23 protein-coding genes are annotated in these 22,677 nt (G+C 71.2%); 16 read left to right on the top strand and 7 right to left on the bottom strand.

All coding sequences use genetic code 11. The features are described from left to right. The first annotated feature begins 120 nt into the window (after positions 1-120). The 3 genes from ACWGSR_RS08635 (at position 121) to ACWGSR_RS08625 (ending at position 3,674) form a co-directional block, all read left to right on the top strand. Positions 121-1,638, top strand: a complete 1,518-nt coding sequence (locus ACWGSR_RS08635; RefSeq protein WP_453564715.1) for an MFS transporter — start codon at positions 121-123, stop codon at positions 1,636-1,638. A 131-nt stretch (positions 1,639-1,769) separates the two neighbouring features. Further along, the gene (locus ACWGSR_RS08630; protein ID WP_453564712.1) at positions 1,770-2,210 is read left to right on the top strand and encodes an SRPBCC family protein; all 441 of its coding nucleotides are present in this window, start codon (positions 1,770-1,772) and stop codon (positions 2,208-2,210) included. A gap of 102 nt (positions 2,211-2,312) precedes the next feature. Next, on the top strand, positions 2,313-3,674 hold the full coding sequence (locus ACWGSR_RS08625) for a carotenoid oxygenase family protein (RefSeq protein WP_453564710.1): 1,362 nt from the start codon (positions 2,313-2,315) through the stop codon (positions 3,672-3,674). Positions 3,675-3,729: 55 nt separating this feature from the next. Here the strand turns inward: ACWGSR_RS08625 and ACWGSR_RS08620 are convergent, their stop codons facing one another. Further along, entirely contained in the window at positions 3,730-4,239 is a 510-nt protein-coding gene (locus ACWGSR_RS08620; RefSeq protein WP_453564707.1) for a DUF6924 domain-containing protein, read from the bottom strand. 298 nt (positions 4,240-4,537) lie between these two features. On the opposite strand from ACWGSR_RS08620, the gene ACWGSR_RS08615 reads away from it, so the two are divergent. The 3 genes from ACWGSR_RS08615 (at position 4,538) to ACWGSR_RS08605 (ending at position 6,469) form a co-directional block, all read left to right on the top strand. Next, on the top strand, positions 4,538-5,095 hold the full coding sequence (locus tag ACWGSR_RS08615; RefSeq protein WP_453564704.1) for a DUF3291 domain-containing protein: 558 nt from the start codon (positions 4,538-4,540) through the stop codon (positions 5,093-5,095). Positions 5,096-5,219: 124 nt separating this feature from the next. Then, positions 5,220-6,143, top strand: coding sequence for a serine hydrolase (locus ACWGSR_RS08610; protein WP_453564701.1), 924 nt, complete (start codon positions 5,220-5,222; stop codon positions 6,141-6,143). Positions 6,144-6,235: 92 nt separating this feature from the next. Continuing rightward, the gene (locus ACWGSR_RS08605) at positions 6,236-6,469 is read left to right on the top strand and encodes a hypothetical protein (RefSeq protein WP_453564699.1); all 234 of its coding nucleotides are present in this window, start codon (positions 6,236-6,238) and stop codon (positions 6,467-6,469) included. 99 nt (positions 6,470-6,568) lie between these two features. Here the strand turns inward: ACWGSR_RS08605 and ACWGSR_RS08600 are convergent, their stop codons facing one another. Beyond that, positions 6,569-7,993 (bottom strand): lamin tail domain-containing protein, encoded by a 1,425-nt coding sequence (locus ACWGSR_RS08600; RefSeq protein ID WP_453564696.1) that lies wholly within the window; start codon positions 7,991-7,993, stop codon positions 6,569-6,571. Between the two features lie 295 nt (positions 7,994-8,288). Here ACWGSR_RS08600 and ACWGSR_RS08595 point away from each other — a divergent pair, with 295 nt between their 5' ends. From ACWGSR_RS08595 to ACWGSR_RS08585, 3 genes are all read left to right on the top strand, one after another. After that, the gene (locus ACWGSR_RS08595) at positions 8,289-9,026 is read left to right on the top strand and encodes a 3-keto-5-aminohexanoate cleavage protein (protein WP_453564694.1); all 738 of its coding nucleotides are present in this window, start codon (positions 8,289-8,291) and stop codon (positions 9,024-9,026) included. 174 nt (positions 9,027-9,200) lie between these two features. Next, positions 9,201-10,004 carry an MBL fold metallo-hydrolase gene (locus ACWGSR_RS08590; protein WP_376231167.1) on the top strand — a complete coding sequence of 268 codons (804 nt, stop codon included), beginning with the start codon at positions 9,201-9,203 and terminating at the stop codon, positions 10,002-10,004. Positions 10,005-10,051: 47 nt separating this feature from the next. After that, positions 10,052-10,552: a WapI family immunity protein gene (locus tag ACWGSR_RS08585; RefSeq protein WP_453564691.1), complete on the top strand. Its 501-nt coding sequence runs from the start codon at positions 10,052-10,054 to the stop codon at positions 10,550-10,552. A gap of 70 nt (positions 10,553-10,622) precedes the next feature. On the opposite strand, the gene ACWGSR_RS08580 is transcribed toward ACWGSR_RS08585, so the two are convergent. Then, positions 10,623-11,990, bottom strand: a complete 1,368-nt coding sequence (locus tag ACWGSR_RS08580) for an N-acetylmuramoyl-L-alanine amidase (protein ID WP_453564689.1) — start codon at positions 11,988-11,990, stop codon at positions 10,623-10,625. A gap of 170 nt (positions 11,991-12,160) precedes the next feature. Beyond that, positions 12,161-13,072 (bottom strand): S1 family peptidase, encoded by a 912-nt coding sequence (locus ACWGSR_RS08575; RefSeq protein ID WP_376231170.1) that lies wholly within the window; start codon positions 13,070-13,072, stop codon positions 12,161-12,163. An 800-nt stretch (positions 13,073-13,872) separates the two neighbouring features. Here ACWGSR_RS08575 and ACWGSR_RS08570 point away from each other — a divergent pair. Beyond that, positions 13,873-14,676 carry an SGNH/GDSL hydrolase family protein gene (locus ACWGSR_RS08570; RefSeq protein ID WP_376231171.1) on the top strand — a complete coding sequence of 268 codons (804 nt, stop codon included), beginning with the start codon at positions 13,873-13,875 and terminating at the stop codon, positions 14,674-14,676. Between the two features lie 104 nt (positions 14,677-14,780). Next, positions 14,781-15,290 (top strand): hypothetical protein, encoded by a 510-nt coding sequence (locus tag ACWGSR_RS08565; protein WP_376231172.1) that lies wholly within the window; start codon positions 14,781-14,783, stop codon positions 15,288-15,290. Positions 15,291-15,362: 72 nt separating this feature from the next. On the opposite strand, the gene ACWGSR_RS08560 is transcribed toward ACWGSR_RS08565, so the two are convergent. The 3 genes from ACWGSR_RS08560 to aztA all read right to left on the bottom strand — a co-directional run bounded on the left by ACWGSR_RS08560 (position 15,363) and on the right by aztA (position 18,006). Further along, positions 15,363-16,124, bottom strand: a complete 762-nt coding sequence (locus ACWGSR_RS08560; protein WP_453564684.1) for a TIGR03943 family putative permease subunit — start codon at positions 16,122-16,124, stop codon at positions 15,363-15,365. Then, positions 16,121-17,167 carry a permease gene (locus ACWGSR_RS08555; protein ID WP_376231174.1) on the bottom strand — a complete coding sequence of 349 codons (1,047 nt, stop codon included), beginning with the start codon at positions 17,165-17,167 and terminating at the stop codon, positions 16,121-16,123. The genes ACWGSR_RS08560 and ACWGSR_RS08555 overlap by 4 nt, the downstream gene beginning before the upstream one ends. Before the next feature lie 125 nt (positions 17,168-17,292). Beyond that, positions 17,293-18,006: a zinc ABC transporter ATP-binding protein AztA gene (aztA, locus tag ACWGSR_RS08550; RefSeq protein ID WP_376231175.1), complete on the bottom strand. Its 714-nt coding sequence runs from the start codon at positions 18,004-18,006 to the stop codon at positions 17,293-17,295. Positions 18,007-18,056: 50 nt separating this feature from the next. Here aztA and aztB point away from each other — a divergent pair, with 50 nt between their 5' ends. The 5 genes from aztB (at position 18,057) to ACWGSR_RS08525 (ending at position 22,655) form a co-directional block, all read left to right on the top strand. Then, a complete protein-coding gene (aztB, locus tag ACWGSR_RS08545; RefSeq protein ID WP_453564680.1) occupies positions 18,057-18,944 on the top strand; it encodes a zinc ABC transporter permease AztB in 888 nt (295 codons plus the stop codon). Further along, positions 18,944-20,140 carry a hypothetical protein gene (locus tag ACWGSR_RS08540; RefSeq protein WP_453564907.1) on the top strand — a complete coding sequence of 399 codons (1,197 nt, stop codon included), beginning with the start codon at positions 18,944-18,946 and terminating at the stop codon, positions 20,138-20,140. The genes aztB and ACWGSR_RS08540 overlap by 1 nt, the downstream gene beginning before the upstream one ends. Continuing rightward, a complete protein-coding gene (aztC, locus tag ACWGSR_RS08535) occupies positions 20,137-21,132 on the top strand; it encodes a zinc ABC transporter substrate-binding protein AztC (RefSeq protein ID WP_453564678.1) in 996 nt (331 codons plus the stop codon). Before ACWGSR_RS08540 ends, aztC begins: the two co-directional genes overlap by 4 nt. Then, the gene (locus tag ACWGSR_RS08530) at positions 21,129-22,019 is read left to right on the top strand and encodes a hypothetical protein (RefSeq protein WP_453564676.1); all 891 of its coding nucleotides are present in this window, start codon (positions 21,129-21,131) and stop codon (positions 22,017-22,019) included. The genes aztC and ACWGSR_RS08530 overlap by 4 nt, the downstream gene beginning before the upstream one ends. A gap of 303 nt (positions 22,020-22,322) precedes the next feature. Then, on the top strand, positions 22,323-22,655 hold the full coding sequence (locus ACWGSR_RS08525; RefSeq protein WP_453564674.1) for a glyoxalase superfamily protein: 333 nt from the start codon (positions 22,323-22,325) through the stop codon (positions 22,653-22,655). Positions 22,656-22,677: the final 22 nt, after the last annotated feature.

Below are 22,677 nucleotides of genomic sequence, written 5' to 3'. Positions count from 1 at the left end.
GTGGGTGGGCGGTCTGGCAGGCGGACGCCCGCGCGGGTGGACACCTGCGGACAGGAGTGAACAGTCCTCGTTCCCGACCGGTCTGGGAAGTGGACACCGTCCCGCACGAAGCTCTGCGTCATGAACCTCCGACGCACCCGGACGGGCCGAGCGGTCCTCTCCTCCCGGCCGGGAGCCGCCCTCACGGCCCTCGCCGCGGCCCAGTTCACCGTCATGCTCGCCACCTCGATCGTGAACGTGGCGCTGCCGCAGATCCGTGCCGGAGCGGATCTGTCGGACGACGGCACCACCTGGGTGGTCAACGCCTACGGCCTGGCATTCGGAGCACTGCTCCTGGCCGGCGGGCGGGCGGCCGATCTGCTCGGACGCCGACGGGTGCTGGTCGCCGGGCTCGCCGTGTTCGCGATGGCCTCGCTGGCTGCGGGACTGGCCACCTCCGCGAGCGCACTGATCGCCGCCCGTGCCGTTCAGGGGCTGGGCGCCGCCGCCGTCGCCCCGGCGGCGCTCGCCCTGACGATGGACCTGTTCCCGCCCGGCCCCGGGCGCGGCAGGGCCCTGGCGGTGTGGGGCGCGGTCTCCGGCGCGGGAGGGGCGGGCGGCGTGCTGCTGGGCGGTCTGCTCACCCAGGCGTGGGGCTGGCCCTGGACCTTCCACGCCGTCGCGCTGGGAACGGCGCTGGTACTGGCCGCCGTGACGGCGCTCGTACCGAGAACGGCGGAGCCGAGGGACGAGCGGGCGGACGGGCGGTTCGACCTGCTGGGCACCGTCACCGTCACCCTCGCCCTGACCGGCCTGGTCTGGGGTCTGACCAGCGCACGCGGCACCGGTTGGACGGACGCCCGGGTGCTCGGCGCCCTCCTCGGCACCGTCGCGCTGCTCGTGGTCTTCGTCGTGGTCGAACTCCGCCGGCCGAACGCACTGGTGCCCCCGCGGCTATTCGCCGCGGGCCGGGTCGCCGCGGGCAACCTGCTGATGGCGCTGCTGGGGTCCGTGTGGATCGCCCTGTTCTTCTTCCTGCCGCTCTACCAGCAGCAGGTCCTAGGCTCCACCCCCGTGGCCACCGGGGCGGGCCAACTGCCCCTCGCCGTGGCCGGCATGCTCGGCTCCGCCCTGGCGCCCCGCCTCTCCCGGCGCGTCGGCGTCACCGCCGGCGCGACCACGTCCCTGCTCACCGCGGCCACCGGGCTGCTGTGGATGTCGCGGATCGGCGCCGAGGGAAGCTACACCGCCGACGTCCTCGGCCCGAGCGTCCTGATCGGTGCCGGCCTGAGCGGCGCCTTCGTCCAGCTCACCGCGCTCGCCGTGGACGGCGTCCCGCGGCACGACGTGGGCCTGGCCGGCGGACTGGTCAACACGGCCCGTCAGGTCGGCGGCTCGATCGGCCTCGCCGCGCTGGCGACCCTGGCCGGATCCGTCACCGCCCGTGCCTCTTCCCACCAGCCTCCTCTGGAGGCCCTCACCGCCGGCTATCGGGCCGCCTTCATGGTCTCGGCGGCGGTCCTGGCCGCCACCGCGCTCCTCACCCCGGTGCTCGTCCGCCGGACCGGCCGCACCCTCCCGCGCAACGCGACCGCCCCCGCCGGTCCCACGGCGACACCCCGACGGGACCGGACGGTCCCCTGTCCCCCTGCCGCCTGAATCCGAGACACGAGACCCGAGATACGAGAACCGAGATACGAGACCTGAGACACGAGCCCAGGAACCCGGAATCCGCCCGATCCCGCCCGACCGGTCACCACCGACCCGGTCACCGCCGACAAGGAAAACGTATGCCCACCATCGACACCACCGCCCCCGTCGTCGTCCGCCTGGCAACGGTGATCGACGCCCCGCTCTCCACCGTCTGGTCGCTGCACACCGACATCGACGACTGGCCGGCCTGGAACACCGGCATCGACCGCGCCGAGCTCGACGGTCCGGCAGTCGTCGGCAGCACCTTCACCTGGTGCACCCACGGACTGGACATCACCTCCACCCTCCGCGAACTCCTCCCCATGCGACGCATCGTCTGGGGCGGAACCGTCGAAGGCATCGTCGGCATCCACGCGTGGACCTTCGAGCAGACGGACGCGGGAGTCCTCGTCCGCACCGAGGAGTCCTGGAGCGGCGCCCCCGTCGACGCCGCGACCGACGAACTCGCCGCGGCCCTGAAGGCCTCCCTGGAGAACTGGCTCGACGACCTCAAGGCCCACGCCGAACAGACGGGCTGAACCCGCACGCCACCGCGCCCACCCCCACGCTCCACCGTCCACACCGTCCACACCGCCCCACCCCTCCCACAACGGCAGCCAACGGAATCCGAGGACCCGAACATGACCAGCGCCCCCTACCTCACCGGCCACTACACCCCCGTCGCCGACGAGATCACCGCCACCGGCCTCACCGTCGAGGGCACCCTGCCCACCGAGCTGACCGGCCGGCTGATCCGCAACAGCCACAACCCGAAGCCCGGCGTCACCCCGGCCCACTGGTTCAAGGGCAGCGGCATGGTCCATGGGATCCGGCTCCGCGAGGGCCGCGCCGAGTGGTACCGCAACCGCTGGGTGCACACCCCCGCCCTGGACGGCGCCCCCTACATGACCGAACACGGCCCGGACCTGACCGCGAGCACGGCCGGCACCCACGTCATCGAGCACGCGGGACGACTGCTCGCGCTGTGCGAGGCGAACCTCCCCTTCGAACTGACCCCGGACCTGGAGACGGTCGGCGCCTACGACTTCGACGGCCGGCTGCGCACCGCCATGACCGCCCACCCCAAGGAGGACCCCCGCACGGGAGAGCTCCACTTCTTCGGCTCCTCGCCGTTCCCGCCCCACCTGACGCACTACGTCTCCGACGCCAAGGGCGCGATCGTCCGCAGTGCCGAGGTCCCGGGAGCGACCGCCGCGCTCAAGCACGACTTCGCCCTCACCCGCCACCACGTGGTCTTCGTCGAGGGCAACGTGACCTTCGACCCCACCGAGCACTCCGGCATCCCCTACGCCTGGAGCGACCGGCAGCCCTCCCGCATCGGAGTCATGCCGCGCGGTGACGACGGCGCCCGGCACGTCCGCTGGTTCTCCATCGAGCCCGGCAACATGCTGCACGTCTCCAACGCGTACGAGGACGGCCGGGGCCGCATCGTCCTGGAAGGCCCCACCGTGGACCGCAAGGGGTTCGAACTCTCCTGGAACTGGTGGACCGGCGCTCCCGGGCGCGGCACCGAACCCAACGCCCGCTCCTACACCCGCCGCTGGGTGGTCGACCCGGGCGCCGGCACCGTCGACGAGCAGATCATCGACGATCTCGCCGTGGAGTTCCCGACCCTCAACGAGAACTACTCGGGCATCGAGAACCGCTACCAGTACGCCGTGTCCTTCCCCGACCAGGAGGGCTTCGGGGGCTACGGCGTCGTCAAGTACGACCGCGTCACCGGCGCGCGCCGCATCCACCAGGTCGGCGACGCCCGGTTGCCCAGCGAGGCGGTGTTCGTCCCCGCGGCCGGCGCCACCGACGAGGACGACGGCTATCTGCTCACCGTCGTCTCCGACCTCAAGCAGGACGCCTCACAGCTGCTGGTCCTGGACGCCTCCGGCCTCGACCGGGTCGCTACCGTCCACCTGCCCCGCCGTGTGACCGCCGGAATCCACGGCTCCTGGATCCCCGACAGCGCCCTGGACGGCATCGAGTCCTGACACCGGCACCCACGCCACCGTCACGGCAACCCTCCGTGGCTGTCCGCTGCACCGGTCAGACAGGCCGCATCACCTGATCAGGCTCTCTCGAAGCCGCTGCGGCGAACTCCGCGAAGTCCATGTTGCCGAGCGTCAGGTTCGTGTGGATCTCGTGCACCGCGGCGGGCACGGCACGGAACTCCCGGGGCTGCGGCGACTCGATGAGTTCCTGGTAGTAGACGGGATCGAGGTCGCCCTCGTCCTCCCAGGTCGTGGTCAGAGCCAGCAGGGCCCGTGCCGGCGACCGCGTCGTGTCGCGGTCGGCGACAAAGACGACGCTCAGGAACTCATCCCCGTCCACCGCGGCGAGAACCTCGTCGGCCGTCGCTCCCGACCAAGCAGGCGCATCGACCGCCCGTACCTTCGCGGGGAACTCACCGGCCGGTCCCCACGGCAGGCGCAGTTCCCCGACCACCGCGTTCCACGACTCGTCGTCGCTGAAGTCGGTCCTGATGACGAGGGCGTCGAACGTATCGCGTCCGACGATCTCGGGCAGTGCTCGGCCAAGGCTTTCCGGCGTCGTCATGCCCAGGACCCTCCCACACCGCACCGACACCCAGGTCCTACGGAAGCGATCCACGGGAGACGGCCTGGCCGGGGGGTCTGTGGCACGTCCGCCTGACCTGCGGCATCGCGACGGGGGAGGCGCCACACAGGGGGTGGAGCGTGAACCTTCCGGAGCGCATCGGCGACTGCGCCGTGGAGCGCGAGCTGGGCGCGGGTGGCACGGGGACGGTGTACCTGGCACGGTCCCGGGGCGGACGTACCGTGGCCGTCAAGGCGGCCCGTCCCGAACCGGCCGCCGATCCGCCAGGGAGAGACACATGCCCCGTCTTGCGCTGTACACATTCGGTGTCCTGAAGTCACCTCTCACCGATCCCGCACCTCTCACGCGCGAACTCCACGCCAGAGGCAAGGCCGTCTACCAGGAGATCAGCCGTCACCCCGGATACCTCGCTCGTGCTGAAGCGAAGGGCGGAGCCCGGGGCACGCACTTCGACTTGGACTGGGGCGAATGGGGAGATTTCGCCGTACCGACCTGGTACGGCAAGGGCCGCACGGCGGAAACCACCGCCCTGGACGCGACCCTCTCCCTCTGGACCGACCCGCATTCCGCCTTCGACGCCCTTCACACAGGTCTGCACCGCGAGGCGTTGAGCAGGCGCTACGACTGGTTCGAGAGGACAGGACGCCCGAGCCACGTGATCTGGTGGGTGTCCGACGGCGTGACACCCACCTGGCGGGACGGGGTCTCCAGGCTGGAACACCTCCACGACCACGGCTCCGCGCCGCACGCCTTCACCTTCCACCACGCATTCGCCCCGGAGGGTACGCCGACCAGGATCAAAGACATCGGGCCGAAGGGCGACCGGGTTCGCTGACAGGGGATCCCGAACGACCGCGATCACGAGATTCGACGGATTCGTACAACCATCCGCACGCTCAGGAGTCATGTAGGGCGAGCGCGCCGCAGGCGTGTTCGTTCCGTTTTCAGGGGGAATCCACATGACTCACCGCATATCCCTACGCACCCGCGTGCTTCCGGCCGTGATCACCGCCGGGGTCCTCGTGCCCGTCGCCGTCGCGGGCGCGGCACCCGCTTCCGCCGCCCCGCCGCAGGTCAGCTGCACGTCCGGAAAGGCCGGCCTCGCCGCCAAGCTCCAGAAGGACATCACCGCCGCCCTCGCCACGCGCACCGGCACCGTCGCCGTCGGCCTGCACGACCGCACCACGAACACCACCTGCACCCTGCGCGCCACGACCTCGTACGACTCGGCCAGCGTCGTGAAGGTGACCGTCCTCGCCGCGCTCCTGTGGGACGCCAAGAAGACCAACCGCTATCTGACCGCACGCGAGTCCGACCTCGCCAACGCCATGATCACCAAGTCCGACAACGCGGCCACCACCTCCCTGTGGAAGCAGCTCGGCATCACCAAGGTGAAGGGCTTCCTGTCGGCCGCCGGCATGACGCGGACGGTGCCGGGGGCCGACGGCTACTGGGGGCTCACCCAGATCAACGTCACCGACGAGCAGCGGCTGCTCTCGCTGATCACCGCCAAGAACACCGTCCTGAGCGACAACTCCCGCGCCTACATCCTCAAGCTCATGGGAAGCGTCGTCACCTCCCAGAAGTGGGGGACCCCGGCCGGCGCGCCCTCCTCCGTGTCCGTGCACGTCAAGAACGGCTGGCTGCAGCGCGCCACGCGCGGCTGGCGCGTGCACAGCATCGGCACGTTCAAGGGCGGCGGCCACGACTACACCGTCTCCGTGCTCACCGACGGCAACAGCACGATGAACTACGGCGTGAGCACGATCCAGGCCGTGGCCAAGGTGATCCACCGGGACCTGGTCCCGACCGCGCCCGCCGCGTCCCGCTACACGCCGACCGCCACGCCCATGGAGGCGCACATCGCGGTGCCCCGGGGCTGACGCCCCGGCCGCCCCGTCCTTCGACGTCGAGGTCGCTGGCCGGCCGTTTCGTCGGGGCGGGGCGGTCACGGGCCGTGTGGGAGGATTTCGGCATGCGCCTGGTGGCCGACGGAACCACGCCGATCCCGCGACGGGTACTGGTCGAGGATCTCGAGACGGACGACGGATACGCCTTCGAGCCGGCGAGCCCGCTTTTCCCGGCTGCCGGTGATCGCATCTCTTTCGAAGGCGACAGGCTCGTCGTCGTACGGGCCGGCGGAGAGCGGCTGTCGCCGGCCGGCGGCTGGTCCACCCGGTGCGGGCCCGGATCCCCGCGCCGCCGGTAGGAGCCGCGCTCTTGAGAAGGGCACGGCTCCGCCGGGTGGGCGGCGCCGGACGAAGCCGTGTCCCCCGGGTCTTGTCGGCCAGGAGACACGGCGGGGCGGTCAGCAGGTGACGGTGCCCCTGCGCAGGGCGTGGCCTCCGTCGTTGGTGTCGTCGGACCAGTAGACGGGCTTGGAACCGGCCACGCACTCGTCGGCCCCGGCCAGGGAGAAGCCCTCGTTGTTGTAGTTGGGCATGCCGGCGGGACGGTTGTGGACGGCGGCCGTGACGAAGGTGCCGCCGGCGTCGATCCGCAGGGTGCGGTGACGGCCGTCGCACGTGTCGTCGCACACCGCCCACAGGCGCGACGCCTGGGGCTCCCACTGCAGCTCCATCACACCGGACATGCCGCTGCCGAAGGAGGCGACGCGGGTGTACGAGCCGGAGTCGGCCAGGACGTAGCCGTGGATCGTGCCGGTGCCCTCGACGCCGACGAAGAACACCCCGCCGCCGTGGGCGCCGTAGCGGGCCGGGTCGTAGGCCGTGCCGGTGGAGGCGTCCTCGAACCCGGCACCGGTCAGCGCGGTGTCGGGGATCCAGGTGATCCCTTCCAGACCGAGGTTGGAGCCGGTCGGGGGCAGGTCGGAGGTGAGGTTCCACTCCTTGACGGCGGTCAGCGACGAGCCGGATCCGCCGACGTCGTACTTCAGCACCGACAGGCGACTGGTGCCGGAGGCGTCACCGTTGCGCTCGGCGGCGACGAAGACCCCGCCGGCCGAGCCCGAGCCGGTCACCGTGACGCCCTCGCCGTCCGGGCTGCCGGAGCCGCCGGGGAAGCGCAGGGTCTTGCCGGAGGACCAGCCGCCGGCCGTGTCCGGCTTCCAGCCGCCGGAGCCGTCCCGCACCAGGCGCCACAGCTTGCCGCTGTTCTGCGCTCCCCACAGCACACCGCCCTCCTGGTAGAGGCCGCTGAGGTCCTGGCCGAACACGTTGGAGCCGTCCGCCGTGGACACGCTGCTGCTGCCGGGCCATGCCACCGGGGTCGTGGAACCCCCTCCGGTGCCGCAGGCGTTCGGGGCGCCGGGGGTCACGGCCGCCGCCCGCCCGAAGGCGCCGGTGCCGTCGGGGCAGCGCGACCAGGACGGGGCGGAGTGGGTGCTCCAGGAGAAGCTGTCGACCAGCGTCCTGCCGTCCGCCAGGTAGAGACGGGCCTGGTCGGCAGAGCCCAGGCCGAACGTGCCGCTGACGTCGAACGTCCGGTACCCGCCCGGTGCCAGCGTGGTCCCGGAGGCGATCTTGAAGATGTGGTCCTTGTCGTCGTCCTTCAGGATCCAGCCCGAGACGTCGACCGTCGCGGCGCCCTTGTTGAACAGCTCGATCGAGTCGTTGACGTCGCCGGTGGTCACCACCTCGTTGACGCGTATGTCGTCGGACGCGGCCGCGTGCGCCGTGGGCGCGCCGGACAGGGCGCCCACGGCCAGCAGAGACGCGGCGACGAGGAGACGGGGAAGGACACGACGCCGACGGCGGGCGGTCGATGCAGTCACGGGATTCCGTTCTGGGGGTGTCATGGACGAGGCGGCCCGACGGTCCCCGCTCAGACCGAACGGGAGTCCTCCACGGGCGAGGACGGCTCGCGAACGGCCGGCGAATTTCCGTGCACGACCCCTCCCGCTCGGGTCTCGGCACGGGATCAGGGCCGGACCGGCCGCCGGAGGGCGATGGCGTTCGGCGCCTGCATCGAGGTCTGACGCGGGTTCCGCCCCCCGCTGTGAGCGTCGTCGCGTGCTCGTCGGGCACGGGCCGTGCAAGTCGTCGGCGGTGTCTGGCAGAGTTCGGTCCATGCTGCAGGTGTGCTTGAACGGAGTGCGGAGGCGGAGCGAGAGCCGCCGGGTTCCCGTCACCCCCGGGGAGTTGGCGATCGAGGCCGCACGTGCGGTGGAGGCCGGAGCGGAGGACGTCCACCTGCACCCCAAGGGGGCCGACGGCGTCGATTCGCTGGAGCCCCGGGTGGTGGGTGAGGCGGTGAGCGCGGTGCGTGCCGTCGTCCCGGAAGGGGTGCGGGTCGGGGTCACCACCGGAGACTGGGCGGTACCGGATCCGGGAAGGCGGGCCGAGCTGATCCGGTCCTGGACGGTTCTGCCCGACCACGCCTCCGTGAACTGGCACGAAGAAGGCGCCGAAGCGGTGGCCGGCGTGCTCCTGGAGCGCGGGGTCGGCATCGAGGCCGGTGTCTGGTCGGGCACCGACGGCGCCCGGCGGTTCCGCTCCTGGCCACAGGCCCACCGGGTGCTGCGGATACTGGCCGAGGTGACCGACACCGACCCCGTCACGGCCGCCGACACGGCCACGGCCCTGGTGCGCGAGCTGGGAGGTCGGCCGGCGGTGCCCCTGCTGCTGCACGGCGAGGACGGCGGAGCCTGGACCGTGCTGCGCGTGGCGGCCGGCCTGGGACTGGACACCAGGATCGGTCTGGAGGACGTACTGACGTTGCCGGACGGCTCGGACGCACAGGACAACGCCCACCTCGTACGGGTCGCGCGGAAGGTCCTCGACGAGCACCGCGTCCGGCGGCCCTGACCTCACGCGTTCAGTCTCACAAGGGAGTTACGGGTCGCCGGCCGGGACGGCAGGCCATCGGCCGGAGCCGTCCGCCGACGGGGCGACGGCTTCCGAGAGCCGCCCACGACCTGCGGCGAACCCCGGGGCGAACGCCCTGGTCACGGGCCGCCCACCGATGGCAGTATCTGGGAGATGCCGCCTTCTCTTCGGATCGGTCCCTACACCGTCATCGCGCTCGCCGACGGCGCGGGTCCCTTCTTCTCCCCCCGAGGGGAAGCGTTCCCCGATGCCACCACCGAGCAGTGGGCGGCGGCCGACCGGTTCGATCCCGGCGCGCTCGACGCCGACGGGCGCTGGCGGCTCCAGTTCCGCACGTTCGCGATCCGCAGCGACCAGGGGGTGACGCTGGTCGACGCGGGGATCGGCCCGGCCGACGGCCCGGCGGCCTCATGGGCGCCCGTGCCCGGGGCACTCCCGGCGTCGCTGGCCGCCGCGGGCATCGAACCGGCCGACGTGGACACCGTGGTGCTCACGCACCTCCACACCGACCACGTCGGCTGGGCGGTCGTCGGCGGCGAGCGGGCACGGCCGTTCTTCCCGAACGCGGAGTACCTGTTGCAGCGGGCCGAACTCGACGCGATCGCGGAGGTCAACCCGCAGCTGCGGTCCACCGTGATCGACCCGCTCCGCGGGACCGATCAGCTGCGCCTGCTCGACGGCGACACCCCGCTGCGCAGCGGCGAGCGCGTGTTCGCCACGCCCGGTCACACACCCGGACACCAGAGCGTGCTCGTCGAGTCCGGGCGCGAGCAGGTCGCCGTCACCGGCGACCTGCTCGTGCACGCCATCCAGCTGCTCCACCCCGAGATCGCCTACGTCCACGAGCTGGACCCCGAGCAGGCGAGGGCATCGAGGCGGCAGGTGCTGCACAGCCGGACCGCCGACACCCTCCACCTCGCGACCCCGCACCTGACCGAGCCGTTCATCGTCCGCTGATCCCCCGTGACCCGGGCTCACCGGGCCGGATCTGACATCCTGTGGCAGTGCTTCTGAGCGATCACACGAGCAGCGTCGAACTCCATCCCCTCCGCTATCGGTTCCCAGCCGCCCCGGGCGATCCATACGATGACAACTGGCTGGTCATCGGTGGAAAGGTGACGACTCCCGGGGGCGACTGGTCCTTCGCCGATCCCTGTCTGCTGACCGACGAGGCGCGTGAGGTGAGCGCCTGGCTGCGCGCGGTGGCGGCGGAGACGGTGCCCGTGACCGGCCGCGACCCCGATGGCGAGTTGTGCCCGGACACCTGGTTCATCGAGCCGGTCCTGGCCTTCAGCCTCGCCGATCGAAGTGATCGAAGTGATCGAAGCGAGGCCAGGGCAGTGATTCGCGTTCACCTGTCGTCGGAGGCCGCACCTCCATGGCGGCAGGGCGACGAGAGCACGGGCATGTACCAGTACGCCGTGGAGGTGCGGATGGACACGGACGCTCTGCTTCGTGCCGCCGACCAGTGGGAGCTCGACCTCGCGCCCTTCCCGCCCCGTTGACCTCCATCGTGCGACCGTGGACGTCCGGCAGACCCACAGGGGCGGCGGTGGTCCCGCTGCCACGGCGGAGTCAGCACGTGGGTACCCCGGGGAGCCAGGCCTCGGGCACGTCGATGAAGAGGTTGGAGATGTAGCCGCCGTAGTCGGGGAGGTAGGACCAGGCGTCATTGGTGCGGCCGTTGTAGGTGACGCTCTGTCCGCGGACCTGGCAGGTGACGCGGACGGTCGTGGGGCCGGGCAGGGTGGCCACGCGGGTGGAGGTGGTGGTGGCCTGCTGCCGTATGTTCACGTCCGTTCCCCAGGTGGGGAACGACTTCCCCGTACCGGTGTCGCCACGCACCAGGCTCATGTAGTAGGTCCAGTTCCAGTTCGGACCGGGATCGGTGTGGTCGTTGCCCGGGACCTCGCTGTGGCCGACGATGTGCGCCCGATCGCGTGGGATGCCGTACCTGCTCGTGAGGTGGCGGGTCAGCGCGGCGGACGAGCGGTACATGGCATCGGTGAACCACGCCGGATTGCTGACGTACCCCTCGTGCTCCACGCCCACCGAAGAGGCGTTGGCGGAACGAGCGTGCCAGGCGGTGTCCCGCTCGCGTACCGTCTGGGTCACCTGACCGTCGGAGGAGCGGATGACGTAGTGGGCGCTCACCTGCGAGGAAGGGTTCTGGAACCAGCTGATCGAGCCCGCGTACGATCCCTGGGTGACGTGGACGACCACCTTCGTGACGGCGGAGCTGCGGCCTGCGCTGTAGTTGCTGGAGGAGGCCGGGACCCACAGGGCCGGCGGGTAGTCGGTGGAGGCCTGCAGGCCCTCGGGGACGGTGTCGGCGTACCTGCCCCGCTCGGGCGCGACCGGTCGCGGAGCGATGCCGATCTCCTCGCCGCCGGCCGTGCGGGCGCGGGCACCCTGGTTGAGGATGTCGTAGACGGCATCGGCGTACGAACGGGCTGCCGCGTCGCTGCGGGGCGCGCCGTAGCGGGCGACGACCGGATACCAGGCGTCGACGCGACGCCTGTCGGCGGGGCCCAGACCCGCGTCGTCGGCCAGCGCCCGCAGGACGGCGGCGCCTCCGCGGATGTTGGCGGCGGGGTCTTCTTTGAGTTCGGTGACGGTCGCGCCGGTGAGCCGGGCGGCCCTCTCCAGCGAGTGCTGGATCGGATTGCTGGCCAGGTGCATCATGCCGTAGCCGTTGTCCTGGCTGGGCAGGCCGTCGTGGTGGTCGAGTCGGGTCTCGCCGTATCCGACGGCCACCAGGAGGTCCCGGGGCACGTCGTAGGCGGTGGCGGCCCGCGCGAAAGCCGGATCGACCGTGGTCACGGGTCCGCCTGCGGAGTGCGCGGCTGCCGGCAGCGCTTGGCCGGCCAGCGCCACGACGACGGCCAGGGCCGTGCCGTACAGCGCGGTACGCGCCCGTCTGAAGCGAGTGGGCGAAGTCATGAGGTGGATCCTCGCTTTCTCGGTGCCGGGTTTCTCGGTGTCTGGGGGAGACGGTCCTGCGGGACGAGAAGGGGTGTCGGGACGCGAAGGAGCGGGAACGCCGTCGCCCTTGTCCGCAGTGCCGGGGCGGCCCCGCGAACGGGACCGCCCCGGCACCGCCGGATCAGGGATCAGAAGACGCTGACGCCGTAGGCGCTGAGCGCTTCGGTGACGGGCTGGAAGAACGTGGTGCCTCCGCTGGAGCAGTTGCCGCTGCCGCCGGAGGTGAGGCCGAGGGCGGTGGTCCCGGAGAACATGGCGCCGCCGCTGTCGCCGGGCTCGGCGCAGACGTTGGTCTGGATCAGACCGTAGACGATGTCGCCGTTGCCGTAGTTGACCGTGGCGTTGAGGCCCGTGACGGTGCCGCTGCGCAGACCGGTGGTGCTGCCGCTGCGCTGGACGGACTGCCCGACGTAGGCGTTGCCGGCGGCCGTGATGTCACGGTAGCTGCCGTTGTAGAGGTAGACGCGCCCGTCGGCGGCGGAGGCGTTGGAGTGACGGATGATGCCGTAGTCGTTCGTGGGGAAGCTGGTGCCGGTCCGGGAACCGAGCACGGTGGTCTGGGCGGAATTGGTGTACCAGGTGCTGCCACCGTTGGTGCAGTGGCCGGCCGTCAGGGCGTAGTAGGTGCTGCCGCTGCGCACGTTGAAGCCGAGGGAGCAGCGGCCGCCACCGCCGTAGATGGCCTGGCCGCCGGCGATGAGCTTGTCGATCTTCCCGGCGGTCCGCTCGATCCTCAGGTTCCCGGCGTTGTCGCCGGCGGCCTTGCGCAGGGTCGCGATCTCGCCCTGGGAGACCGTGGAGTCGACGGTGACGACGACCTTTCCGGTGGCCTGGTCGGTGTACCAGGCGGTGCCGGCCACGTCGGCCTGGAGGACGGCGCTGCTGGTGGTGGCCAGTGCCGCGGAGGTGGCCCGCGCGGTGTCGGCCTGCTGCGCCGAGGAGGTGGGGGCGGTCAGGGCCGAGGCGGCCACGAGGGCGCCGAGCACGGCGATCAGCCGGCTTCCTCGGGTGATCCTGACGCGACGTGACGATCGGTTCACTTGATCCTCCGGTGGGGGTGGTCGGGCCGTTTGGGTGAGCGGCCCGCTGGAGCACGGGTCGGCGGTGGTGGCCGCCATGAACCTGTCAATTGCTTGGGGGAATCCTTGACTCCGTGCCGGGGTGCCGCAAGGTGTCCTTTCGGCCGCTCTACGCGCGTCCGGGCCGTGGAGCGCACCCAACGAGATCGAACAAATGAGAAACGATCTTTTCGTCCACCGCTGAAAGATCATCAGAAAGTTGCAGAAGGTGATTGCGGACCGGAAGTTCCCCTCCGGTCCTTGCCCCGTCCCGGCCCGACTCGAACGGGCGGGAAGTGCGGTCCTGCCTGAGGGTGGGCTCCGGTCCGCCGCTTGCCGCGGCCCGGATCCGAAAAGGTGCTGGTGCAACCACGGGGCGCCGGCGGACGGATGGCCGACGCCCCGCGCGATCTCCCTGTGCCTCTGTGAGGGTTTCCTGCTCAAGGCTTCGGACGGCGGTGGCGGCGGTGGTTCGAACTCCGCGGGCGCACGGCAATGATGGTCATTCACCCGATCTGCCACGTGGCCGGATTCATGCGCATCGGGGGGTGGCGGGGCTGGATTTCCCTGTGCGACCGCCTGTGTCCGCCGTACGTACAGGAAGCGTTCGTCCGTCCGGGCGATCGTGGCCGAAGCGAGGCTCCTGAGTGATCGTCATGGAGGGTGGGTGGTCTGTACCTCTGGAGGATCTGAACAGGAGCAAACTACTCCGCACATCTATCCCTTGAGCCAAGTGGCCTGCTAGAAGAGTGTCGCCCCTCATCCTCAAGGAGTCGCTTGTCATGTCCACACCTCGCTTCAGGTCCGGTCTGCTGACGCTTCTGCTTCTGACGGCCGCTACCGTGGGCCTCGTCCAACCCGCCTCCGCCACCGCGGCGGCCGGGGCGCGCTACGTCGCGCTCGGCGACTCCTACTCCTCGGGGGTGGGCGCCGGCAGCTACCTGTCCGACAGCGGCAGCTGCCAGCGCAGCAGCAAGGCCTACCCGTCCCTGTGGGCGGCGGCCAACGCCCCCGCCTCGTTCGCCTTCACCGCCTGCTCGGGGGCGACGACCGGCACGGTGAAGAGCGGTCAACTGGCCCCGCTCAACAGCTCCACCACGCTCGTCAGCGTCACCGCCGGCGGCAACGACGTCGGTTTCGCCGACGTCATGCAGACCTGCGTGCTGCAGAGCGAGGCGACCTGCGTCAACGCGGTGAACAACGCCATCGCGCAGGTCAACGGCAGCCTTCCCGGCAGCCTCTCGTCGCTCTACGGCGCCATCCGCAGCCGCGCGCCCCAGGCCCGCGTCGTGGTCCTCGGCTACCCGCGCTTCTACCAGCTGAACGGCAGCTGCATCGCCGGCCTGAGCGAGACCGAACGCACCGCGATCAACCGGGGCAGCGACGCCCTCAACGCCATGCTCGCCAAGCAGGCCGCCAACGCGGGCTTCGCCTACTCCAGCGTCGTGGACGAGTTCACCGGGCACGAGATCTGCTCCGGCAACGCCTGGCTCCACAGCGTCACGGTGCCCGTCTCCAACAGCTACCACCCCACCGCCGCCGGCCACTCCGGCGGATACCTGCCGGCCTTCCGCTCCGTCGCCTGACCCACCCGGACGAAACTCCACGAGGCGCGGCCGCGCCCTCCTGTGACGCGCGTAGCGCAACGGGCGCGGCCACGCCGTCCGACCCACCACCGGAGGAACCCCCGATGAAGCTCCGCTCCGTCCTGACCGCCCTCGCCCTCGTCCTGGGCGCGCTCTTCGCGCCCGGCGTCGGCGCCCTCACCTCCGCCGGGGAGGCCCACGCGGTCACCAAGATCAGTCACTCCGCCGCGACCTCGCGGTTCCAGTCGTCCGGGATCACCTGGTCCTCCTCCGGCGGCTGCTCCAACCGCAACAACCCCACCTGCACCTCCTTCGACCAGCTCAACCTCGCCACCGCCCAGGGCGCCCAGACCCTCAAGAGCGCCAGCGGCTGCGGCCTGAACATCACCGGCGGCACCGAGACCGGGCACGCGAGCGGCACGTACTCCCACTGGAACGGCTACAAGCTGGACTTCGGCAAGGCCACCTGCCTCACCAACTACGTCAAGAACACCTTCACCTACATCGGCGTGCGTGGCGACGGGGCCCCGCAGTGGAAGTCCGGCGCGGGCAACGTCTACGCCGACGAGGGCAACCACTGGGACGTGACCTTCTACAACTGCGGCGGCTGCTGAACCGGCACCCGCGCGGCCACCGGTGGGTGGTGGGGAGCGGCATCTCCCACCACCCACCGGTGGACCGTCGCCTCAGCGGGGGAGGGGCGACGGAAGGGCGTCCATGTACCAGTTCGTCGGACGGTCGACCTCGCTGACGGTACGAGCGTCGAGCGCGACCGCGGCGGAACTCGTACCGAGGGTTCCGCCCGCGTGCCAGGTGCCCACGACGGTCACCCACGTGTCGGCGGGCGGGGCCTCGCTCCCGTGGATCCGTACTTTGACCGCCTGGGCGTCCGCCGAGCAGCAATTGATCAGGAGCCGGGTCAGGTCCCAGCCCTCGCCCCGCTCGCCGGGCGTGACGAATCCGGTCATCTGGACGCTGCGTCCCTCGACGGCCTGTTCGCGGTCCTGCCGGACGCGGCTGGTGAAGTCGCCGAGGGTCAGCGGAAGGGGCGAGGTCGCCGACAGCGGTTCGAAGTCGTCCTGCCGCACGACCGCCTTGGAGGTCTGCCGGGAGGCGGTGTAGGCGCCGAGGGCCGGCGGGGCGTAGAGGAGCATGCTCAGCGCGGGCAGGAGGAGCAGCCAGGCCGCCCGGGGCACACCGGAGTGGTCGTGACGGTGACCGTCGTGGTCCTCGTGCGCACCCCGCTCGCCCTCGTCCCGGCGTGGACCCGGCCCGCGGTGCGACCAGGCGTCGGCCACGCCGAGCAGGAGCAGCAGGACCCCCGACGCGATCAGCATCGGACGCATCCACTCCTTGACGTACCTCAGGTAGAGGTCGGTGAAGAGCGAGATGTGCAGCAGACCGGTGCCGCTGAGGACGAGCAGGACCGCCTGCGGGGAGCGCTTCACAGCAGTATTCCTCCGACGAGCGTGCTGCACAGGATGGCGACGACCGCCGTCGCGGCGGAGAAGCGGAGGGCGAAGGCACGGCCGAACGTGCCCGCCTGGAGCGCGATCAGCTTGAGGTCGACCATCGGTCCGACCACCATGAACACCAGCCGTGCGACGGGCGAGAAGCCGGTGAGCGAGGCCGCGAGGAACGCGTCGGCCTCCGAGCACACCGACAGGAGGACGGCGAGCGCGGCCAGGAACAGCACGGACAGCCAGGGCGAGCCGGAGAACGCGTCGAGTACGGATTCGGGGACGGCGACGTTGAAGGTGGCCGCGGCCATGGCCCCGACGACGACGAAGCCGCCCGCGTGCAGGAAGTCGTGCTGGAAGCCGAGCCGGAACTCCGTCCAGCGGCTGTGTCCCGGCCGGTGTCCCGTGTGGCGCACGGTCGGCCGCAGCCACTTCTCCCGCCCCAGCGCGAGCCACAGCCAGCCCATCACGACGGCCGTGGCGAGCGAGGCGAGCAGCCGGGCCACGACCATGGACGGGTTGCCGGGGAAGGCGATGGCCGTCGTGGTCAGGACGACCGGGTTGACGGCCGGAGCCGACAGCAGGAACGCGAAGGCGGCGGCCGGCGTGACACCGCGGCCGATCAGGCTCTTGGCGACGGGTATCGACGCGCATTCGCACCCGGGCAGTACGACCCCGGCCGCTCCGGCCACCGGGACGGCGAGCACGGGTCTGCGGGGCAGCGCCCGGTCGAACACCCTCGCCGGCACGAACGCGTTGATCGCGCCGGACAGGGCCGTTCCCAGCAGCAGGAACGGCAACGCCTGCACGCAGATGGAGAGACAGACGTTCCGCCAGGCCTGCACGGCCGGCTCGTCGCCCCACAGGCCGATGACGACGACCAGGGTCCCGGGAAGCACCGCCGCCCCGAGAAGGATCAGGGGCCAGAAGAGGGGCGAGCCGCGGACGGGGGTCTCGTCGGCGACCACAGGAGCCGCGTCGTCCACTATGCCCCCGTACGAGTCCTCTGACCGTGCGCCTGTCTTTTGCATGCCACTCCGATTGCCTGATGTTCGGACCGAAAGATACCTGTCGTCCGGCCCCGCACCTCCCGCGTGCCGACGTCGCGACGGCCGCCCCGCCCCTCACCGCGCGTCGGCGCGGAGCCGAAGACCACTCACTCCCCGAAGGGCCGCGTCACGCGTTCCGGTTCCACTCCTCCCAGGACCTCGGAGGGAGGACCTGCCGCAGCGATTCGGCCGGCGTCCAGCAGTACGCAGTGCTCCGCCCCGCGGGCCGCCGTGATGTCGTGCGTGGCCTGGACGACCGTGACTCCCTCGCCCGTCACCTCGTCGAGGACCCGCGCGATCGTTTCACGGGCCGAGCCGTCGAGAGCGCCGGCCGGTTCGTCGAGTAGCAGGAGATCGGCTCCCTGCGCCAGGCCCTGCGCGACCAGGACGCGCTGGCGCTGTCCTCCCGACAGCTCGCCCAACTGCCGTTCCGCGAGGTCGGCGACGTCCAGGCGTTCCATGCTCGTCTCCACCGCCTCGCGGTCCTTCGCGGAAGGGCGCCGGAAGGGGCCGAGCCGGCCCCACCGTCCCATGGCCACGGCCTCCCGCGCCGTGAGCGGCAGGGCATCGGCCACCGCGCTGCGCTGCATCACGAAGGCCGGCCGCACGGCCGTGCGGTGGACCACCGTGCCGGACGCGACCGGGATCACCCCGGCCAGAAGGCCCAGCAGGGTCGACTTGCCCGACCCGTTCGGTCCCATTACCGCGGTCACCGCCAAGGACGGTATCTCCAGGTCGAGTCGGAACAGGACGCCGGTGCGGGCGTAACCCGCCGACACGTCCCTGAGCGACACCTGCGATGCCGAGCGCGAGCCGGTCACGGCACACCTCCTTTGTATTGATAATCATTTTCATTATATGGTCCCGCTCCATGGAATGGTTGGTGGCCCCCTTCGAGGTGGGCTTTGTGCAGCGGGCTCTGTGGGGCGGCGTACTGGTGTCGCTGATCTGCGCCCTCGCCGGTACGTGGGTGGTCCTGCGGGGGATGGCGTTCCTCGGCGACGCGATGTCGCACGGGATGCTGCCCGGGATCGCCCTGGCCTCCCTGCTGGGAGGCAATCTGCCGGCCGGAGCGGCGGTGAGCGCGGTCGTCATGGCCGTGGGCGTCACGGCGGTCGGCAGATCGCCCAGGCTGTCCCAGGACACCAGCATCGGACTGCTCTTCGTCGGCATGCTGTCGCTGGGGGTGATCATCGTCTCCCGCTCGCAGTCCTTCGCGGTGGACCTGACCGGGTTCCTGTTCGGCGACGTGCTCGCCGTCCGCCGGGGCGACCTCGTTCTCCTCGGGATCGCCCTCGTCCTGGCCCTGATGGTCTCGTTCCTCGGCCACCGGCCTTTCGTCGCCCTGGCGTTCGACGAGCGCAAGGCCCACACGCTGGGACTGCGGCCGAAGGCGGCCCACGCCGCCCTTCTCGGTCTGCTGACGCTGGCGATCGTCACCTCCTTCCACATCGTGGGCACCCTGCTCGTCTTCGGCCTGCTCATCGCACCGCCGGCGACGGTGCTGCCGTGGGCACGCCGCATCCCCGTGATCATGGCCGGCGCGGCAGTCCTCGGCTCCGTCGCGGTGTTCCTGGGGCTGCTGGTGTCCTGGCACGCGGGAACCGCGGCCGGAGCGACCGTCTCGGCCGTCGCGGTCCTGCAGTTCCTGCTCTCCCACCTCGCCGCCGGATGCCTGGGCAGCCGCTCCCGGCCGACCCGGCGCGCATTCACCCTCATCGCGCGGCCCGGACCGCGCACGGACAAGGTGCCCTCGTGATCGATCTCAGGAAGACCTCCACCGCGGTGATCCTCACCGCCTGCCTGCTCGCCTCGGGATGCTCCGGCGGCGACCAGCCGGAACAGGCCGGGGACGAAGCGAAGGAAGCGGTCCCGCACGGCCGTGTCGAAGGCGCGCGGGAGTCCGCCGAACGACAGTCCCGCCTGGTCATGGCCGATGCCGCCACCGGTACGGTGCGCGTCCTGGACCTGATCACCGAGGACACCACCACCCTCGGGGCGGTGGGACCCGTCAAGGGCGTCACCGCCGACGACCGCTTCGCCTACCTCGCCACCGGCGTCGGTACCGAGATCGTCGACGGCGGCGCCTGGACGGTGGACCACGGCGACCACGTGCACCACTACCGCGCGAAGATCCGCCGCGCGGGCCGGGTCGGGAGTACCGGTCCGGTCCGCGCCCACTCCGATCCCGTGGTCACCGCCCTGTCCTTCGGCGACGGCTCGGTCCGCCTGCTCGACCGCGAGGCACTGGAGGACGCGCGGCCCGGTGCGGGCCGGGTCCTGCCCGGTGCCACCGCGCCCGTGGTCCCCTACAAGGGGCACCTGATCGTGCCCGGTGCCGCCGGCGACCGTGTCGAGATCCGCGCCCGCGACGGCAGACCGGTCTCCTCCCTGAACCAGGCCTGCTCCGAACCACGTGGCACGGCGCTCACCCGCCGCGGCGTGGTGCTGGGCTGTGCCGACGGAGCCCTGCTGATCAGCGAGGGCAGCGGTGCGTTCACCGCGCGGAAGATCCCCTACGGCACATCCGTGGCGCCGGCCGAGCGGGCCGTCGAATTCCGTCACCGGGCCGGGAGCACGACCCTCGCCGCCCGGGCCGGGCGGAACGCGGCCTGGATCCTCGACGTCACCGGGCCGAGCTGGAAACGGATCGACACCGGCCCCGTCACCGCCGTGAACACGGCCGGAGAAGGGACCCCGCTGCTCGCCCTCGGCGCCGACGGACACCTGAGCGCCTACGACCCGGCCACGGGCAGGCGCACGAGCCGTACGCCGCTGCTGTCGCGGGCCTCCAGCGGCCCGGCACCGGTCATCGAGACGGACACCGGCCGCGCCTATGTCAACGACCCGGCCGGACGCGCGGTGTACGAGATCGACTTCAACGACCGGCTGCGCCGCGCCCGCACCTTCTCCCTGGACTTCACCCCGTCGCACATGGTGGAGACCGGACGATGACGCACCTTGTTCACCACCGGCACCGTCCCACCGCTCTCGCCGCCGCCCTCGTCCTCGTCGGCACGCTGCTCCTGGGACTCACGGCCTGCACCACCACCACCGGCGCGCAGCGTCCGGGCGTCGTGGTCACCACCGACATCCTCGGTGACATCACCCGGGAGATCGTCGGCGACCAGGCCGAAGTCACCGTTCTGATGGGGCCCGGCGCCGACCCCCACTCCTTCGGCGTCTCCGCGCCCCAGGCGGCGAAGATCGAACAGGCCGACCTGATCGTCCACAACGGCCTCGGCCTGGAGGAGAACGTCCTGCGCCACGTGGAAGCGGCGCGGGAAGCCGGTGTGGACGCCCTCGCCGTGGGCGAGGGCGTCGATCCCCTCACCTATGCCTCGGACGACATGGCCGGCCGGCCCGACCCGCACTTCTGGACCGACCCCCTCCGCGTGCGCACCGCGGTCCGGCTCATCACCGACCGACTGATCGAGCGCGTCGACGGAGTCGACGCCGCCGTCGTCCGGGCCAACGCCGCCCGCTACGACGCGCAGCTCGCCGACCTCTCGGCCTGGATGAGTCAGCGCTTCGCCGCGATACCCGACGACAAGCGCGACCTGGTGACCAACCACCACGTCTTCGGCTACCTCGCCCAGCGCTTCGGCTTCCGCGTCGTCGGGGCCGTCATCCCCAGCGGCACTACCCTGGCCTCGCCCAGCGCCTCCGACCTCAAGTCCCTGGCCACGGCGATCGAGGAGGCGAAGGTGCCGGCGATCTTCGCCGACTCCTCCCGGCCCGACCGGCTCGCCCAAGCCCTCAAGCGCGAAAGCGCCGTGGACGTACGCGTCCTGCCCCTGTTCTCCGAGTCCCTGACGGAACCGGGCGAGGGCGCCGCCACCTACCTGGAAATGATGCGCGCCAACACCACGGCCATAGCCGACGGCCTCGGCGCGCCCACCCCCACCGCCCGCCCCGCGGCGGGCACCGAAAGGAAGACCCCATGACCACCACGATCCGTTCGCGCGCCGCGGCAGGCGTCACCCTCCTGATCGCCACCTCCCTCGCCCTGACCGCCTGCGGTACCGACCCCGCCGGCAGGACCGAGACCAAGGAGAACCAGAACAAGCCCGGCGCCTCGGCGAAGCCGGTCACCGACCCGCTCGTCGCCACCTACGAAGGCGGCCTCCACGTTCTGGACGGCCGGACCCTGAAGGTCGTCAAGGACATGCCCATGGCCGGCTTCAACCGCGTCAACCCCGCCGGCGACGACCGCCACGTCATCGTCTCCACCTCCGAGGGCTTCCGCGTCATGGACGCCGTCGACCAGCGGCTCACCGACATCGAGTTCAAGGGCCCCAAGCCCGGCCACGTCGTACGGCACGCGGACCGGACCGTCCTGTTCACCGACGGCACCGGACGGATCACCTCCTTCGACCCCCACGACCTCGCCGGGGGCGAGCCCGCCACCACCACGTACACCTCCGCGGCTCCCCACCACGGCGTCGCCGTCGAGCTGAAGAACGGCCGGCTGGTCAGCACCCTGGGCACCGAGGAGAAGCGCACCGGCCTGATCGTCCTCGACAAGGACCGCAAGGAGATCACCCGCAACGAGCAGTGCCCCGGCAACCGCTCCGACACCACCGCCTACCTGCTCTACGCGGCCCGCTCGGCGGAGCGGGACGGTCCCGACGACCTGAACGGTGACGGCAACCGGGGCATCTGGACGCTCGACAAGCAGGGCTCGCTGCTCACCTACGCGGGGCAGGGCAACGGCAAGTTCTCCGCCTTCCGTGCCCGCGGCCCGCCGGCGTTCTCGGTCCAGGAGGTCGATCCACCCCGTTCGCCGTTCCACGGGAGCCTGCGAGCGTTACGCTGGGCCGGCGGCCGATGAGGGGCAACGATGGACCGACCGTTGGTGAGCCAGACGCATGACCGCTTCTACCAGCGCGAGGCTTGCGGGGAGGGACCGCATCTCGTGGCTCTGCACTGTGAAGAGCACGGGCCCGAAAGCATGTGGGCACAGCCGCTCATGCTCATGTTCCCTGGAGGTTTTGAGCCACCGCTCAGCGAGGCGCAACTCAACTGGCTGCAAGCAGAACGGGATACCGCCCAAGCATGATCCGAAAGAGACGGCCCAGTACCGCACCAGGCAACGTTCGCCCTGGGTGGTCTGCTTATCTGCGACGATGACCGCATGGACGAAGAAGTCATTCCCGTTCTCCGCGTCGAGGACGCCGCGGCGGCGGTCGCGTGGTACGAACGGCTGGGCTTCGCCAAGCAGTGGGAACACCGCTTCGAGTCGGGGTTCCCCGCGTTCGTCGAGGTCGCCCGGGGCGGGGTGCGGTTGTTCTTGTCGGAGCACAAGGGGGATGCTCGTCCCGACACGCTGGTCTACCTCCGCATGCGTGATGTCGAGGCCGTCGCCTCCGAGTTCGGTGTGCAGGTGAAGGACGCTCCGTGGGCACGTGAGATCGAGCTGCGCGACCCCGACGGCAACCGGCTGAGGATCGGTACGCCGACGGAATGACCCTCACCGGCAGGGTGCGGCA

Source organism: Streptomyces sp. NPDC055632 (genome assembly GCF_053618675.1).
This window is presented reverse-complemented; position numbering and strand designations above follow the sequence as displayed.